Raw genomic sequence first — 15,313 nt, 5'->3', positions numbered from 1 at the left:
GCTGTCCGTACTTCGACGACCGCCCGAGAGGAGGCGACCATGGCACGACCACCTCGCGCCATTCTCAGCCGTGACCTGATCGCCCGCACCGCATTGGCCCTGGTCGATCGGCACGGAGCCGACGGTGCGAGCATGCGGGGCGTGGCGCTGAAATTGGGCGTGAACCCTACTTCCCTCTACAACCACGTCGCCGACCGCGCGGCGATGATCGAAGACGTCCGAGCGCTGGTCTCGGCCCGAATCGACTCGGCACCGCTACGCGAATTGCCGTGGGAGGAGGGCCTCGTCGAATGGGCGAGGTCCTATCGATTGGCGTTCGCGGAGCATCACCGCGCCGTTCCCCTCCTCATGACCACACGCGCATCGACCCCGGTGCTGTTGGCGGAGTACGAGGATTTCTCTGTTGCCGCAGAGGCGGTGGGCTGGGCGAGCAGGGATGTGTTACCTCTGCTGACCGCGTTCGAATCGTTCATTCTCGGCAGCGTCCTCGACATGTCCGGTCCGAGTGTCGTATTCGATCCGGCAGGCCAGGAGGAGGCTTTCCCGCGATTGGCCGCGGCCTACGAGACCGTGCAGGACGAGGATACCGACGATCCCATCGCCACCCGCGCCTTCGAGATGGGTCTGGCGATGCTCGTCGCATCGGCACGCCCGCGGTAGTGCGAGACCCGTGTTCGGCGCACTCAGTGTTCTCGCGCTGCGCTGTCACGGGACAGCAGTTCCGCCGTGTGCTCGGCGTCGGCGGGTCGGCCCAGTAGAAATCCTTGCACCACAGTGCATCCGGCTGCGGTGAGTGCGTCGAGTTGCGCCCGTGTTTCGACGCCTTCGCCCACGACGGTCACGCCGTAGGCTTTCGCCAGCGACACGATGGCGGTCAACACGTCTCGACCACGATCGGTGTCCACTGAGTCGATGTACGTTCGGTCGATCTTGAAACTGCCGATCACCGGGAAGCGCTCGAGGTAGGCCAGGCTGCTGTAGCCCTTCCCGACATCGTCGAGTGACAACGCAACTCCCATCTCGTGGAGTTTCGTCAAGTTGGACGCAACCGTGCCGGTGTCTGCGAGCCATTCCGTCTCGGTGAGTTCGAGAACGACGTCGTCAGCGTGCGCACCGGTGGTGAGTAGCGCGGCAGCCACTCGGTCGGGAAAGGCCGGGTCGCGTAGTTGCAGCGCGCTGATGTTCACACGCATGCCGACGCAGCCGAACTCCTCCCAGTCGACGAGCTGTCGACAGGCGGTGGTGAGAGCCCAATCGTCGAGAAGTGTTGCCAGACCAGTACGTTCGGCAACGGCAACGAATTCGGACGGTTCGATGGGGCCGAGTTTCGGGTGCTGCCAACGCGCCAGTGCTTCGACGGAGACGATACGTCCGGTCTCGATGTCGATCAGGGGTTGGTACTCGAGTGTCAGGTCGCCGGAGGCCAGAGCGCGGCGCAGGTCCACCGACATGGAGCGCACCCGGTCGGCGTCGTACAGGTCGCTGGAATCGAAGACGGCGTGTCCGGCCCTGGTGTCCTTGGCGCGGTACATCGCCAGGTCGGCCGATCGAAGGAGTTCACGTCGGGTCGAGCCCGCAGTGGAGACCGCAACTCCGATGCTGGCGCTCACCGGAATCGGGTCGTCGCCCTCGTCTTCCGCGGCGGGGGCTGCCAGAGCGGAACGGATGCACTCGGCGACGCGTTCGGCATGTGCGACGTCGTCGATGTGATTGCAGATCATCAGGAATTCGTCGCCGCCGAGTCTGGCAACGGTGTCGCCAGGTTTGGCGGTCGCGGCCAGGCGGCGAGAGAAACGCACGAGTGCGCGGTCTCCGACGTCGTGCCCGAGGCTGTCGTTGATGATCTTGAAATCGTCGACGTCGAGCAGTAACAACGCCACCCGTTCGTCGTCGTCGCGGGCAGATGCGAGCGCCGCGTCGATCGCGTCGTATGCCACCGCACGATTCGGCAGCTCGGTCAAGGGATCGTGCGCGCTGCGCCAGCGCAGCTCGCGGTCGAGTTCCACTCGTTCGAGTGCCGCGGAGAGCACTCCGGCAACTGCGGAGACGAATGCGATGTCTCCGTCGCCGAAGAGGTGTGGTTCTCGGCCGAACAGGATCAGTACGCCCCACAGTCCGGCACCGATGGTGATCGGAACGGCGGCACCGCTGCGGAAGCCCAGGGCAGCCATGGCCGAGGTGTCGAATCGTGTTTCGGATTCGACGTCGGAACAGACGGTGATCGCCTTCCGCGTCAGGGCATAACCGGTCAGCGACCCGTTGCCGGTGGCAAGCACGAAGTCGTGTGGGAGCGTGCGGGTGATCGCGTCGATGGACAGAAGCGGGTCGGTCGAATCACCCGAATGTCTGGCCAATGCCGCAGACTCGACGCCAACCAACTTGGCCGCCGTGCTCGTGGCCGCCGTCAGCACCGTGTCGAAGTCCGCAGTAACGGCAAGAGAGCTCAACTCGGCCAGTGCCCGTTGCTCGACTGCGATTCTCTCCGCCGACGCAGCCGCGGCCAACAGATCGAGATCGCGTTGGTGGCCACGGGTACGGTCGCGAACGATCGTGGCGATCAGGTCGGGTTCTCGTCCGGAACGTCGGACGACGAACGTGGACAACGCAACGGGAATGCCGGCGCCGGACACGAAGTGGCGTAATTCGGTACGGCCCTGCCAGAGACCGGTCGTCTGCAATGCATGTTCGACGTCGCCGGAGACCTCGAGTCCGCGGGCAGTGAAGAAATCTGCGGTGAACAGTCCTGACGGCGGCAGTTCCTCCAGGCCGACCAGGCGGAGGCCGACCGGATTGACGTCGATCACGCGGCCGGAGAACGCGGACAGGGCCACCATGTCGGGCGATTCGTCGAACAGGGCGCGGAGAACGAGCGGATCGAAGCCGGGATCGTCCATCGATATCCGTTTCGCACTCGTCGCGGCGACAAGCCGTTGGGCGACGCCACCGACAATCGCAGAAGTCAGCGGAGTTGCTGTTCCCTGCACACAGCATGGCGGTGTCCGCGCGAGATCACAAACACGCCGTTCGTCATCACGTATGTGCTACGTCCGGGTCCGCACCGGCGATGTGCGGACCCGGACGGTGAACGCGAATCGGGTCGAGCGGTCTTCTCGACGTGACGAGAGCAGGCTTCTACTTCGCCAGAGCCTCGGCGATGGTGACGACGCGCGTGGCCATGTGGGTCAGCGCTGCGGTGGTCGCGTCGTCCAGTTCGTTCTTGTTCTCGGGTCCGGTGACGTGGCTGACGCCGTAGGGATTACCGTCCGCGAACTTCAACCCGTCGGTGTATCCGGGCGGAACCAGGACGCCGCCGAAGTGCATCAGCGAGGTGTAGAGACCGATGAGCGTGGTCTCCTGGCCGCCGTGCGCGGTCTGGCTCGAGGTGAAGGCTGCGTATGCCTTGTTCGCGAGTTCACCCTTGGCCCAGTAGCCGCCGAGCGAGTCCATGAAGTTCTGGAACGGTGCCGCGGTGCTGCCGAAACGCGTCGGAGATCCGAGGATGACGCCATCGGCCCAGACGATGTCGTCGCCGCTGGCAGCAGGAAGATCCTTGGTTGCCTCGTAGTTGGCGGACCAGGCGGGGTTCTCGGCGAAGGTGCTGGGGTCGCGCGTCTCCGCGATGTGCCGCACGCGTACTTCGGCTCCAGCTGCCGTCGCTGCGTCGGCGAGCTTGTTCGCCATCGTGGATCCGTGGCCGGTTGCGGAGTAGTAGATGATTGCGATCTTCGTCATCGATGAGACCTTTCGTCGGGTGGACATCCGAAGTAGTTGCGATGTCAACTGCATTCGATGGTACCCACTATGATTGTTGTGTCAACTACTCGCGGTTGTCGGTTGTCGGTTGTCGGTTGTCCGATCCGTGGGCAGCGTCGATAGTGGTGCCATGACCGTGCGCAATGCCGAGGTACCCGACGACGTCTTCGCGGACGTGAAGAAGCAGGTCTCCCAGTTCGTCCGATCGCGGGTGGTTCCGCGTGAACTCGAGATCATGAACGCCGATTCGATTCCCGACGATCTCCGGAGACAGTCCGCCGAGATGGGGTTGTTCGGATACGCGATTCCGCAAGAGTTCGGTGGTCTCGGCCTGGACTTGGTTCAGGATGTCGAGATTGCCATGGAGCTCGGCTACACCACACTGTCGTTGCGGTCGATGTTCGGCACCAACAACGGAATCGCGGGCCAGGTGCTCGTCGGGTTCGGCACCGACGAGCAGAAGGCAACGTGGTTGCCCGGCATGGCGGCCGGCGACGTCGTCGCGTCGTTCGCGTTGACCGAGGACGGTGCCGGCTCGAACCCGGCAGGGCTGAGAACGACGGCAGTAGTGGACGGTACTGGCTGGATCATCAGCGGAAGCAAGCGCTACATCACCAATGCGCCCATCGCGGACCTGTTCGTCGTGTTCGCGCGAGTGGACCCGAAGCCGAACAGCGGCAACGGGATCGCGGTGTTTCTGGTCCCCGCCGACGCTCCGGGTGTCGAGGTCGGTGACAAGGACGCGAAGATGGGTCAGCAGGGAGCAGGAACCGCGGATGTGACGTTCACCGACGTCGAGGTCGACGCCGACGCTCTGGTGGGCGGCAACGGTGACATCGGATACCGGGCGGCGATGACGTCGTTGGCGCGTGGCCGCGTCCACATCGCAGCGCTCGCCGTCGGTCAAGCGCAGCGTGCCCTGGACGAATCCGTCTCCTACGCTGCGTCTTCCACGCAGGGTGGCGAGCCCATCGGCAATCATCAACTCGTCCAGGCGATGATCGCCGACCAGCAGACGGGAGTCATGGCAGGCCGGGCCATGGTGCGTGAGGCTGCCCGAGCCTGGGTGGAGGACACCGATCGACGGATCGCGCCATCGGCGGTGAAGCTGTTCTGCACCGAGATGGTCGGCACAGTTGCCGACCTCGCGGTCCAAATCCACGGCGGCGCAGGGTACATGCGCGGCGTTCCCGTCGAGCGAATCTATCGAGATGTCCGTCTTCTCCGCCTGTACGAGGGCACGAGCGAAATTCAGCGGCTGATCGTCGGCGGCGGTTTGATCCGTGCCGAGCAGAAGCGGAATCGCTGACCACCCTCGTCCCGCGTGGCGGTGGCAGGTCAGGTGAGCGCGCGCTGCGCGGCGACCCGGTCTGCGACCGTGCTACCGATAGCGGAGATCTCGGTAGCGAGTTCCGCGCGACTCCTGGTGTCCGACCCGTATACGAAGTTCGTGGGTCCCACTGTGGCACCGCAGTATTCGATGATGCCGCGCTCGATCTGCGTTCGAATGGCCTCATGGACGCCATGGCGCTCGAAGCTGTCTGCATCGTCTCCCGCGACGACGACCAGATGGATGGTGAGTCGGTCCAGCTTCTTCACGAATACTCTGTCCCCGTATTCGTAGGCCCAGCCCTCGACGAACACGCGGTCGATCCAGCCTTTCAGTAGTGCGGGCATCGACCACCAGTACATCGGGAAGACGAGAATCAGGTGTTCGGCGCGGTCGATCCGTGTCTGCTCCTCGGCTACATCGGACGGTGTGCTCCCGTTTCCACGAAACAGGCTCAGATCTGCAGCCGAAAATCGTGGATCGAAGCTCTCTGCGGCGAGATCTGCGGTCTCCACGGTGGTGCCGGTGGATCGGATGGCCTCGACTACGGAGTGAGCGACCTGATGGGTCAGAGAGTGCGGGTCGGGATGGGAGACTACGACGAGCGTGTTCATGGCTGTTCCTTCGGCTGGGGAAGATCGGCTATGTACGAACAGTAGGTTACTATTAGTACATAAGCAAGGAGGTGGCGGAATGGCACGGACGAGGCTGTCGCGCTCCGATCGAAACGCCCAGTTGATCGAGGTGTCCTGGGCTCTCGTACGCGCCGAAGGAGCCGACGCGTTGACTCTCGGACGGCTCGCAGAGCATGCCGGTGTCGCGAAACCGGTGGTGTACAGCCACTTCGCTTCCCGCGCCGAACTTCTTGCCGCTCTGTTCACCGAATTCGATGCCAGGCAGGCGGCGATGCTGGAGGAATCTCTCGACTCGGCACCCATGACGGTCCGCGGTCGGGCGAAGGCCATCGCCGACTCCTACGTGGGGTGCGCATTGGCCCAGGGGAGGGAATTGACGGGTGTGCTTGCGGCACTCGAAGGTTCGCCCGAACTCGAACAGGTCAAGCGCACCGCCGAGCGCGCCTACTTCGAGCGGTGTCGGGAGATTCTGCGTCCGTTCACCGATGCCGACGGCATGTCCACGCCATCTCTGACCGCCGTCTTCGGTGCCGCAGACGCGTTGTCCCACGGTGCCGTATCCGGGTCACTCACACCGGCCGAAGCGATCGGGGAGTTGACCGATCTGATCGTCGCCGCGGTCGACAGGTCCTGAACTCGGCCCGCCGGATCTGTCAGACGGTGGCGGCCGCCGATGCGGGGGCACGACGGTGGAATGCCGTCTCGGCCTCGAAGGCATGCGCGACCCGGAGCAGCAGGTGATCGGCGCGGTCGGCGGTGACGATCTGCAATCCAACCGGAAGACCGGAGGAGCTGAAGCCGCCGGGCATCGACAGCGACGGTAGGCCTGTCGCCGAGATCAGCGAAGCGGCCCGCATCCAGTCGAGGTAATTGTTCATCGGCGTGCCGTCGACGACGGCGGGGTACTCCTCGTCCGCGGGGAACGGAAGTACCTGAACGGCAGGCGCGATCAACACGTCGTATCGCGAGAAGAACTGCCGCACTCCGGCATCGAGATTCTTGCGAGCGGTGTTGGCGGAGATCATGTCTCGTGTCGTGAGCGCCATTCCCTTGTCGACGTTCCACTGCACGGCGCTCTTCATGCGGTGCCGATGTTCGTCCAACAGGTGCCCGTAGGCGGTGGCGAAGTCGAACGCACGCGTCGTCTGGAACACCTCGTCCGCGCCGGACAGGTCCGGGCAATCGACGTCCACACTGGCACCGAGTTGCTCGAACACGTGCAGTCGGCGGCTCAGGACGTCGATCACCTCACGGTCGACGGGTACGCCGAGACCGAAATCCGTTGTCCACGCTACTTTCAGCCCACGCAGCGAGCCGGCCTCCTCCGAGCGGTACGAGTCGTCGAGCGGGAGACCACGAGGGCTGGACGAATCCGGACCGGCGAGTGCGCGCATCAGAAAGCGCACGTCCTCGATGTCGTGCGCGAGCACGCCCTGCCGAGCGATCCAGGCCCACGGGTTCTTTGCGGGAAGCATCGGAATTCGGCCCAACGACGGCCGGTATCCGACGAGGTTGCAGAACGATCCCGGAGTGCGCAGCGACCCGCCCATGTCCGACCCGTCGCCCGCCGGTTGTATCCCGGCGGCGATGGCGGCGGCGGCACCGCCACTGCTGCCGCCGGCACTGCGAGTCGGATCGTACGGATTGGTGGTGGTACCGAACAGCGGATTGAAAGTGTGTGAGCCTGCAGCGAATTCGGGAACGTTGGATTTGCCGGTGGTGTTGACACCTGCGCGCTTGAGGCGGGCGACGATGCCCGAGTCCTCGGTGGGGATGTTGTCGGCCAGAATCGGCGAGCCGAAAGTCGTGCGCAGACCGGCGGTCAGGTGATTGTCCTTGTGCGTCATCGGGACGCCGTGCAGAACGGGCAGTGCCTCGCCGGACACCGTTGCGCGGTCTGCTGCACTCGCACGTTCGGTCGCCCCATCGATGTCGAAGGTCACGATCGCGTTGACGACAGGGTTGACGTCGTCGATGCGAGCCAGATGCGACTCGAGCGCCTCGCGGGCCGAGATCTCGCGATCACGGATGTGTGCCGCGAGCGCGCGCAGGGACAGTGACTGAATGTCGCCGGTCATGAAACTCCTCGCTTCGATCCGGATCGGCCGGAGTTGTTGTCGGAAGCCTGTTTCAAGACTGCACCACCGCGCGGAGCCCACCGGGCTATCGTCGTCCATTGAGCGTTTTCGCCGTTGGATTGGCGGTTTCGCTCAGACGGCTGGAAATTTCACACATGCAACATATCGGCAACGTGAACCGACTTGAGTGAGCAGGACATCCGAGCCCGGGGCTCGGTCGCAATCCGACGGTATGCGAAAGAGAGTCAATCATGTCCAGTCAGATCGACGGTCCACCGGCAACTGCGGATGCGCCCGAAACACGAATGCCCTGGGGACTGAAGACACTGTTCCGTCTCGTGTCCAGCATCGAACGCGTCGGCAACAAACTGCCGCACCCCTTCCTGCTGTTCTGGCTTCTGGCCGCAGTGCTGGCAGTGGTCAGCGCGATCCTGGCCGCACTGGGCACCGGGGTGGTGCTACCCAGCACCGGTGAGGTGTCGATGGTCCGCAGCCTGCTCAGCAGTGACGGCGTAGCCATGATCTTCGGAACTGCACTGGACAACTTCGCGGGGTTCGCGCCGCTCCCCATCATCGTGACCGTCATCCTCGGTGTGTCCGTCGCCGAGCATTCCGGTGTGCTCACCACGCTGCTGCGCGCCACCATCGTGAAGCTGCCCGCCAAATGGGTGACGTTCTCGGTTGCCTTCGCTGGGACCATGTCTCACGTCATGTTCGACGCGGCATTCATCGTTGTCCTTCCGCTGGCGGCAATGGCGTTCAAAGCGGCGGGCCGAAGTCCTGTACTGGGCATGATGGTGGCGTTCGTCGCCATCGCCGGTGGCTACAACGCGTCACCGTTGATCACACCCAGCGATGCCATCATGTCGTCGTTGACGACCTCCGCCGCTCAGATCGTCGACGCCGACTACAGCGTGACCCCCGTGGACAACTACTTCTTCAGTCTCGCGTCGTCACTGGTGATTTCGATCTTCATCACCCTGGTGGTGGAGTTGGTGATGGCCAAGCACATGAATCTCGATGCCGACGAGGGCGTCGAGGACGGAGCGGAGAAGCTGGCACTCGATCTCGAGCCGATCGAGAAGAAGGGAATGCGCCGCGCCGGAGCAGCTTTCGCGGTGTACGTGGCCGTCGTCGTCGCGGCACTGCTTCCTCCCTCGTCGCCGCTGCGTGGTGAGGACGGCGGGTTCGTACAGTCGATCGTGCTGCAGAACATCGCGTTCTTCATCGCGATCGCCTTCGTCCTGGTCGGATGGGTGTACGGACGCACCACCGGCAGTCTTCGGCAGCTCCGTGAGATTCCGGAGTCGATGGCCGTCGGCATCAAGACCCTTGCTCCGATCCTGGTGCTGTTCTTCGCGATTTCGCAGTTCCTCGCCTACTTCAAGTGGACCGGCATCGGCAACGTCGTCGCAGTCGAGGGTGCGGAACTGTTGAAAGCCGGGGGATTACACCCCCTCGTGGTGTTCGCCATGATGCTGGTGCTGATCTCGGTGATGAACCTGCTCGTCACCAGTGGTTCGGCCATGTGGTCGATGTTGGCCCCGGTTCTCGTGCCGATGCTCATGTACATCGACGTCAACCCCGAAACCACCCAGGCCGTCTACCGAATCGCCGATTCCTGCACCAACGCGATGACCCCGATGTCGGCCTACTTCGTGCTCACCCTCGGACTCATCCAGCGCTACAAGAAGAACGCGGGCATCGGTACCCTCGCCTCGTTCACCATCCCCGTCGCGCTGGGCATGCTGATCGTGTGGGCGGCGTTGTTCGCAGTCTGGTACATGCTCGGCATCCCGCTCGGCCCCGGCGCACCGATCCGATGACCGCAGTGACTGCCGCGTCGTACCGGATCAATACAGGTACGACGCGGAGTCCGCGGCCAGCAGACGGTTGCCGCTGCGCTTGGTGGCCCGCAGAATCGACACCACCGAGATCGCGTCGGCCAGGGTGGCCCAGTCCGAGGCAGTTGTCATTCGATGCAACGCCATTCGGTCCGGGCACGCAAGATTGACGAGCAGACTGTCCGAGCCCGCGAGGGCCACCGCGTATCGAACCTCCGAATGTGCGAGCAATAGCTCGACCAGTGCTTCGTGGTGTCGAGGCGGAACCTTGACCCAGGCAAGGGCTTCCGCCGAATACCCCATCAACGCCGGTTCGACGACCACCCGCAGTCGGGATTTGTTGGTCTGTTCCAGAGTGTCCATGTGGCGTCGGACAGTGTTCTCGGTAGCGCCGACGACGCGCGCAATGTCCGAGGTGGGCGTCCGGGCATCCTCGGCCAGGACGCGCAGAAAGCTGCGGTGCAGGGTCGAGATCTCCGGTCCCACACGGCCGTCCGGTTGGTAGCCCTCGTGTACGGGAGGCGTCAGGGCCGCGATCTGGTGCGAATCGAGAATCGCCGGCCGCCACTCGCGGACCGAGCGATAGACCCGCGTGATGGGATCTACCCGAATGCGTCTGATCCCGGTGATGCCGGGTAGGTCGTCGAGCATCAGATCCGCCAGATGGGCATCGTCGACCAGGACTTCGGCGACGCATTCCTCGTGCCCCGACGTGGCGTACACGAACATCGTGTCGTCGCGGCGCGCCAACCCGACTGCCACGGCACGTGCCATACCGACGTGACATCGAGCTCGCAGAACGACCGCGCCAGTCGCGCCGATGACTCCGACGACGCGCACGTCGCCGGAATCGAGTAGTTCCTTGCCGCGTCGGGTGACGGTGCGTTCGGGTTCGCCGAGCGCATCGGCGATGCTGACCCAGGACGCCCGGGGATTGACCTGCAGCGCCGCCGTGATTCGGCAACTCAGCGAATCCAACTCGTCGGAGCGCTGCCTCATGCGCACACCTTCGCTCGTCGTGCCGAAGTGCTTCGGCCGGTGCAGAAACAGGTTCGGTGCCCGAGGACCACCTGTCGATCCTCGGGCACCGGTACCGCGAAGTCCAGCTCAGAAGATTCCGCTGTATGCGTTGAGGGCGGGCTGGCCACCCAGGTGTGCGTAGAGAACGTTGGAGTCCTTGCCGATATCGCCCTGCTGAACCAGGTCGATGAGTCCGGCCATGGATTTGCCCTCGTACACCGGGTCGATGATCACGCCTTCGAGACGGCCGGTGAGCTTGATCGCCTCGATCGTGGATTCGACGGGAATTCCGTAGTAGTCGCCGGCCCAGCCTTCGAGGACGGTGATCTCGTCGTCGCGAAGCTCGCGTCCCAGTTCGATGAGTTCTGCGGTGTTACGGGCGATTCGGGCCACCTGATCGCGGGTCTGGGCGATCTTGGCGGACGCATCGATGCCGATCACTCGACGTGGCCGTTCCTGTCCGGCGAACCCGGCGATCATGCCGGCATGCGTCGACCCGGTCACGCTGCACACGACGATCGTGTCGAAGAAGACGCCGAGCTCCTCTTCCTGCTTCTGTACTTCGTACGCCCAGTTGGCGAAGCCGAGTCCGCCGAGCTTGTGGTCGGAGCCGCCCGCGGGAATGGCGTAGGGCTTGCCGCCCGCTCGCTCGACGTCCTCGATGGCCTTCTGCCAGCTGTCCTTGAATTCGATTCCGAAGCCCGACGGATCGAGGCGGACATCTGCACCCATGATGCGGGAGAGCAGGATGTTGCCCACCTTGTCGTTGACCGAATCCGGCCAATCGACCCACTTCTCCTGCACGAGAACTGCTTTGAGTCCGAGCTTTGCCGCGACCGCCGCTACCTGCCGCGTGTGGTTGGACTGCACGCCACCGATCGAGACCAATGTGTCGGCACCCTGCGCGAGAGCGTCCGGGACGATGTACTCGAGCTTGCGAGTCTTGTTGCCGCCGTAGGCCAATCCTGCGTTGACGTCCTCCCGCTTGGCCCAGATCTTGGCCCCGCCGAGATGTGCGCTCAGGCGTTCCATCGGGTGAACCGGGCTCGGGCCGAAGGTGAGGGGGTAACGCTCGAAGTCCGCGATCGCCACGTGCTGCTCCTTTGATCGGTGTGTCGTGCAGGATGCAATATATCGCATACTGTACGTCGGGAGGTCCGACAGCGAAAGCGGTGGGCTACGATATTTTGCATGCCGGTCCCCGTCGAGCTCGGAAAACACAAGCGTTCGCTGCTACGTGACAACGCCTACGTCTCGATTCGCGACGCCATCGTCGACGGCACCTTCGCCCCCGGCGAGCGGCTGCGGGATGCCGAACTCGAGCAGTGGCTCGGGGTGTCGCGTACTCCTATCCGCGACGCCATGGCCAGGCTGGAACTTGCGGGCCTCGTGCACACCCAGCCCGGGCGTTCGACCATCGTCTCGACCATCGAGCGCAAGGCGGTGCTGGACGCGCAAGCGGTCGCGGCATCCATGCATGCCCTCGCCGTCCGGACCGCTGTACCGCTGATGAACAAGCGCGACATCACCGCTATGCGTCGCGCCAACAAGGATTTCGCCGCTGCATTCACCCGAGGCGATGTGGACCTCGCGTTGGCCGGCGACGACGCGTTCCACGCTGTTGCCGTCGAAGCGAGCCAGAATCAGGTCGTTGTCACGGTTCTCGAACAGGTGACACCGAGCCTGCGTCGACTCGAACGCCTACGATTCGCCTCGCTGGTGGGACGCGATTCGATTGCCCAACACGAACGGATCATCACCCTGTGCAGTGAGGGTGACGCGGACGGCGCGGCCGCTGCCGTGCAGGAGAATTGGGAGTCGTTGTCTTTGCTCGTCGATCACGAGGACGGCGTACCGGGAAACTGACACCGTCCAGCGCCGGCGAAAAGCGGAGTGGACGCGCCGCGTCGGCGGCATAATCTGCACATGGCCGACTTCAACGACATCATCATCGACGAGTTCCGCAGCAACAGTGGCCATGTGTCCACGGCCGGCTTCGGTGATTCGCTCGTCGTTCTGCACACGATCGGGGCCAAGAGCGGCGCGGTGCGGCTCAATCCGCTCATGGCGATTCCGGAGGGAAGCAGCTGGTTGGTGGTCGGCTCGGCTGCCGGGTCACCGAAAGATCCAGCGTGGGTGCACAATCTGCGCGCACATCCGGCCATCGACATCGAGGCACCCGGGGACGAAGGTATTCGAACGGTTGCCGTGAACGCCAACGAGATTTCGGAATCCGAATGGGACCGGCAATGGCAGAAGTTCCTCGATGCCTCGGACGGATTCGCGAAATACACGGAAACGGCCGAGGGCAGGCGGTTTCCGATCTTCCGCTTGACCCCGACCGCCGAGTGAATCAGTTCTGCGTGTCTTCTTCGGGCGGGTGTGGGACATTCTCCTCGTCGACGTGAGCGCCGACAGCGGCCTCGTCCGGAGATTCTTCGCGCGGTCCGTCGTTGCTGCCCTCGGATGGAATCTCTGCACCTGCGTCGGTCGGCATGGTCATCGAGCACTCCTGATCGTCGGTCGGTTGTTTGCTGCGCTCTGCATGCCCCGCTTCCGACGGACTCAACCGTCGAGCGGTCGATTCCTGTTGACTAGCATCGTCAGGTATGGGACCCGATCGATCGATGACAGCTCGCGACCTCACACAGGCGATTGCCGAAGCGACGAGGTCATTTTTCGCACCGTCCAGTCTCGACGAGACTCTGCGCGGCGTGACGGAGAGCGCCCGATCTCTGATACCCGCGGTCGATTGCGCCGACATTCTCGTGGTGGCGGGGCCGAAGAAGTACCAGTCGCACGCCGCGACCAGTGAGCTGCCGGTGCGCCTGGACGCAATGCAGGAACGCCTCGACGAGGGGCCGTGCATCGATGCCGCACGAAGCGAGCTGTTCGTGCGGTGCAACGACTTCCGCTCCGATTCCCGCTGGCCACGTTTCGGTCCGGAGGCGGTGGGAGCAGGGGTTCTCAGCAGCCTGTCCTTCCGCCTTTACACCAACGAGGACACCATCGGGGCGCTCAATCTGTTCGCACTGACCAGTGATGCGTTCAGCGACGAGGACGAGGAACTCGGTCGCGTGCTCGCAACCCACGCTGCGGTGGCGTTGTATGCAGCGAACAAGACCGAGCAATTCAAGTCCGGCTTGGCTTCACGGGACATCATCGGCCAAGCCAAGGGCATGTTGATGGAGCGGTACGGAATCGATGCGGTACAGGCGTTCGACTTGATTTCACGGCTGTCGCAAACCCAGAACGTCCCGGTGGCCACCTTGGCCGCAGAACTCGTCGACCTCGGTTCCGAATCGAACAAGGAACGCTCGTCCAGATAGGCTCGCCGGCTGTTCACACCGTGTGCCGACGAGAGGGTGCAGTCGGCGGCACCGGATGGTCGTGAGTCGAGCCGGCTTGCTGGGTCGACCCGGCGTTCACTGTCGACCCGGTCTGTGCGGTTGCCTCGTAGACGCGTGAAGTGTCCTCGGCGATGCGGTCCCACGAGAAGCGAGATTGCGCACGGTCGGAGCCGGACACTCCCAGCTCGAAACGCCTGGACTCGTTGCGTAGCAGCAGGGCCAGCTCTCGTGCCAAGCGACGACGGTCGCCCGGCCTGATCGAGCGGCCGGTGACCCCGTCGATCACCAACTCTCCGGCGTAGCCCACTCCGTATGCGACGACGGGAAGTCCGCACGCCATGGCTTCGAGGGTGGCGATCCCTGCCGATTCGGTCGGGGACAGGCAGACGAACACGTCGGCCGACCTCAACAGCGACGACATGTGGCGATGGCGGACCGGGCCGGTGAACACCGTGCGCCCGGCCATGCCGTGTGCTGCGGCGACGGTGCGTAGCTGCGCCACGCCGCTGGAGTCGCGTGGCTCGCCGCCGACAACGACCAATTCGGTGTCGTCGAGTTTTCCGAGCAGTTCGATGATCGTCGATACGTCGGCGTCCGACCCGACGGTCGCCACCCGGCACGCGGCACCGCTGCGTGGTGCGGTCGGTCCGGATGGATCGAAGTCACTCAGATCCACCCCGGTCGGGACGATGGACACCTTGGCTCTGGCGACGCCCATCCGCGTCAACATGTCGGCCTCGTCGGGGCACGACGCGATGATGCGGCTCGCCGATCGAGCGATCTTCTTCTCCATGGCCGCCCGGGGAACCACCGAATCGGTGCCTGCCGTCGGGGGCCCGGATCGGTCGGTCGCGGCGAGACCGTGGAACGACATCACCGTGGGGACGCCCGTCGCGCCGGCGGCCAGTACGGTTGCCAGCCCCGATACCCATGAATGTGCATGTGCTACATCGGGTTTCGTTCGGAGCAAGTGATCGCGGAGCGAGGAGGCGAACGCACTCGTGTGAGGTATCGATTCCTCTTCGGTCATCGGGACAGCAGGCCCCGCAGACAGGTTGACCACCCGGTAACCGTCGGGGGTGAGCAGCTCGTCCTCGTGATCCGGGTTCTGCTTCCTGGTGTACACATCGACTCGGGTGCCGGCGCGGGCAAGCGACGAGGCCAGCCGATCGAGCTGGGCAGCCGATTGTTCTGCCTCGATGCCGGCCGCATCATTTATCGGACTCACGTGTTCGGAGACAAGCGCAACGTGCATATCGATTCGATCCCTGATGGGTTCGCACGGCCCCTTTCGGGCGCATAG

General features: G+C 64.1%; 15 protein-coding genes. 7 read left to right on the top strand and 8 right to left on the bottom strand.

All coding sequences use genetic code 11. The features are described from left to right. Positions 1-39: 39 nt before the first annotated feature. The gene (locus VF34_RS23990) at positions 40-660 is read left to right on the top strand and encodes a TetR/AcrR family transcriptional regulator (RefSeq protein ID WP_032374876.1); all 621 of its coding nucleotides are present in this window, start codon (positions 40-42) and stop codon (positions 658-660) included. Between the two features lie 23 nt (positions 661-683). Here the strand turns inward: VF34_RS23990 and VF34_RS23985 are convergent, their stop codons facing one another. Then, entirely contained in the window at positions 684-2,894 is a 2,211-nt protein-coding gene (locus VF34_RS23985) for an EAL domain-containing protein (RefSeq protein WP_032374875.1), read from the bottom strand. A 238-nt stretch (positions 2,895-3,132) separates the two neighbouring features. Then, positions 3,133-3,732 (bottom strand): NAD(P)H:quinone oxidoreductase, encoded by a 600-nt coding sequence (gene wrbA, locus VF34_RS23980; RefSeq protein WP_027495694.1) that lies wholly within the window; start codon positions 3,730-3,732, stop codon positions 3,133-3,135. A gap of 151 nt (positions 3,733-3,883) precedes the next feature. Between wrbA and VF34_RS23975 the strand changes: the two genes are divergently transcribed. Beyond that, positions 3,884-5,062: an acyl-CoA dehydrogenase family protein gene (locus tag VF34_RS23975; protein WP_032374874.1), complete on the top strand. Its 1,179-nt coding sequence runs from the start codon at positions 3,884-3,886 to the stop codon at positions 5,060-5,062. 29 nt (positions 5,063-5,091) lie between these two features. Here the strand turns inward: VF34_RS23975 and VF34_RS23970 are convergent, their stop codons facing one another. Further along, entirely contained in the window at positions 5,092-5,697 is a 606-nt protein-coding gene (locus tag VF34_RS23970) for an NAD(P)H-dependent oxidoreductase (protein ID WP_032374873.1), read from the bottom strand. Between the two features lie 79 nt (positions 5,698-5,776). On the opposite strand from VF34_RS23970, the gene VF34_RS23965 reads away from it, so the two are divergent. Continuing rightward, on the top strand, positions 5,777-6,352 hold the full coding sequence (locus VF34_RS23965; RefSeq protein ID WP_032374872.1) for a TetR/AcrR family transcriptional regulator: 576 nt from the start codon (positions 5,777-5,779) through the stop codon (positions 6,350-6,352). A 19-nt stretch (positions 6,353-6,371) separates the two neighbouring features. On the opposite strand, the gene VF34_RS23960 is transcribed toward VF34_RS23965, so the two are convergent. Then, on the bottom strand, positions 6,372-7,796 hold the full coding sequence (locus VF34_RS23960) for an amidase (RefSeq protein WP_032374871.1): 1,425 nt from the start codon (positions 7,794-7,796) through the stop codon (positions 6,372-6,374). Positions 7,797-8,047: 251 nt separating this feature from the next. Here VF34_RS23960 and VF34_RS23955 point away from each other — a divergent pair, with 251 nt between their 5' ends. After that, a complete protein-coding gene (locus VF34_RS23955) occupies positions 8,048-9,622 on the top strand; it encodes an AbgT family transporter (RefSeq protein ID WP_080733369.1) in 1,575 nt (524 codons plus the stop codon). 27 nt (positions 9,623-9,649) lie between these two features. Here the strand turns inward: VF34_RS23955 and VF34_RS23950 are convergent, their stop codons facing one another. Further along, positions 9,650-10,639 (bottom strand): Lrp/AsnC family transcriptional regulator, encoded by a 990-nt coding sequence (locus tag VF34_RS23950; RefSeq protein WP_045842085.1) that lies wholly within the window; start codon positions 10,637-10,639, stop codon positions 9,650-9,652. A 108-nt stretch (positions 10,640-10,747) separates the two neighbouring features. Beyond that, on the bottom strand, positions 10,748-11,752 hold the full coding sequence (locus tag VF34_RS23945; protein ID WP_032374869.1) for a 1-aminocyclopropane-1-carboxylate deaminase: 1,005 nt from the start codon (positions 11,750-11,752) through the stop codon (positions 10,748-10,750). Between the two features lie 99 nt (positions 11,753-11,851). On the opposite strand from VF34_RS23945, the gene VF34_RS23940 reads away from it, so the two are divergent. Both VF34_RS23940 and VF34_RS23935 read left to right on the top strand, forming a co-directional pair. After that, positions 11,852-12,526, top strand: a complete 675-nt coding sequence (locus tag VF34_RS23940) for a GntR family transcriptional regulator (RefSeq protein WP_032374868.1) — start codon at positions 11,852-11,854, stop codon at positions 12,524-12,526. Between the two features lie 60 nt (positions 12,527-12,586). Further along, positions 12,587-13,012, top strand: coding sequence for a nitroreductase/quinone reductase family protein (locus VF34_RS23935; protein ID WP_032374867.1), 426 nt, complete (start codon positions 12,587-12,589; stop codon positions 13,010-13,012). 1 nt (position 13,013) lies between these two features. Here the strand turns inward: VF34_RS23935 and VF34_RS25395 are convergent, their stop codons facing one another. Further along, positions 13,014-13,163 carry a hypothetical protein gene (locus VF34_RS25395; RefSeq protein WP_196249584.1) on the bottom strand — a complete coding sequence of 50 codons (150 nt, stop codon included), beginning with the start codon at positions 13,161-13,163 and terminating at the stop codon, positions 13,014-13,016. Between the two features lie 124 nt (positions 13,164-13,287). On the opposite strand from VF34_RS25395, the gene VF34_RS23925 reads away from it, so the two are divergent. Then, positions 13,288-13,989, top strand: coding sequence for a GAF and ANTAR domain-containing protein (locus VF34_RS23925; protein ID WP_228139349.1), 702 nt, complete (start codon positions 13,288-13,290; stop codon positions 13,987-13,989). Positions 13,990-14,002: 13 nt separating this feature from the next. On the opposite strand, the gene VF34_RS23920 is transcribed toward VF34_RS23925, so the two are convergent. After that, positions 14,003-15,238 carry a glycosyltransferase gene (locus VF34_RS23920; protein WP_176457815.1) on the bottom strand — a complete coding sequence of 412 codons (1,236 nt, stop codon included), beginning with the start codon at positions 15,236-15,238 and terminating at the stop codon, positions 14,003-14,005. Positions 15,239-15,313: the final 75 nt, after the last annotated feature.

This window comes from Rhodococcus sp. PML026 (genome assembly GCF_000963615.1).
In the GTDB taxonomy this organism is placed as follows: Bacteria; Actinomycetota; Actinomycetes; order Mycobacteriales; family Mycobacteriaceae; genus Rhodococcoides; species Rhodococcoides fascians.
This window is presented reverse-complemented; position numbering and strand designations above follow the sequence as displayed.